Origin of the sequence: Salinicola salarius, from assembly GCF_002179555.1 — a bacterium.
Taxonomy (GTDB): domain Bacteria; phylum Pseudomonadota; class Gammaproteobacteria; order Pseudomonadales; family Halomonadaceae; genus Salinicola; species Salinicola salarius_A.
On record NZ_NHOU01000114.1, the window covers coordinates 1 to 974 of the forward strand.

The following is a 974-nucleotide window of genomic DNA, read 5'->3' on the forward strand; positions in this document are numbered from 1 at the left end:
ATGGATATTACACGAAAACTTTAGATCAGGTACTTAGTAACCTGCTATTTTCCCATAACAACAAGCTTTCTATTTTCTCCGGCACCAATGCCGGATCTATTTCGAACAAGTAGTTTTCAATCGACTCTCGCGTCGGCGCAACCTTAAATGAGCCCGACTCATCATTGTTTATAACACTCGCATAGCCACGACAATGTCTAGCACAGCTTAATGTCAGTCGATTAAAAACAGAACCTCTATTCAATGCCGCCAAAGTAAACCTCCACCCTCTGAATCGCTATAGAACTACGTAACCCTCTCGTAGCTTTATCGGCATTTTTTCAGTCCAATTGAGTAATTTTTTCGTCAGCTTTGCGAAGGATTTTCAGAGGAGCATGATGGCCATAATTTACCAGGAGACGAAAAAATCAATAAGTTACCAATGATCCCGGTACCTGACATTGCCAGAATCATGCTTGGCCTCATGTCAGGAGCTGGTATCAGAATACGCACATGGTGGCCCGCCCTCTCGACTCGAACCTGCCGGCCAACCCCATTCAGTGAAAAAGGCGAACACGCCCTAGGCTCCAATGAAATTGGTAAGGTTAAATATTACAGGCATGGCGAATCTCATGAGACGAATATGGAGCTTCGTAGACATGAGATTAATCAAACTGAAAGACGTGATGTTTCAAACTGGCCTGGCGCGGTCCACTGTTTACAAATACATTTCTGAAAACAGGTTTCCAAAGCCAGTTTCTTTAGGAGAAAGAAATGTCGCTTGGGTAGAAAGAGAAGTCGACGACTGGATAGCCTCGAAAATCATGGAAAGAGACGAAGCGTGCGAGCAATTCGAAAAACAGTAATCGATCATATTTCGTAAATGCTATTGAAAGCTCAGCAGCGCACCACCACAGAAACTTACTTTGTGGATGATGAAAGACTCTTGAAGAACACGACTAGCTGTAGGGTTCCGGATGATCAAATGAGCTATA

Annotated in this window: 1 protein-coding gene; it reads left to right on the forward strand. The window is 43.5% G+C overall.

The window, feature by feature from the left end:
- The first annotated feature begins 638 nt into the window (after positions 1-638).
- On the forward strand, positions 639-845 hold the full coding sequence (locus tag CCD76_RS19365) for an AlpA family transcriptional regulator (protein WP_087721112.1): 207 nt from the start codon (positions 639-641) through the stop codon (positions 843-845).
- The last annotated feature ends 129 nt before the right edge of the window (positions 846-974 follow it).

Excerpts from the sequence above, each read along its gene's own strand:
- CCD76_RS19365 (WP_087721112.1), top strand. The coding sequence starts at position 639 with ATGAGATTAATCAAACTGAAAGACGTGATGTTTCAAACTGGCCTGGCG.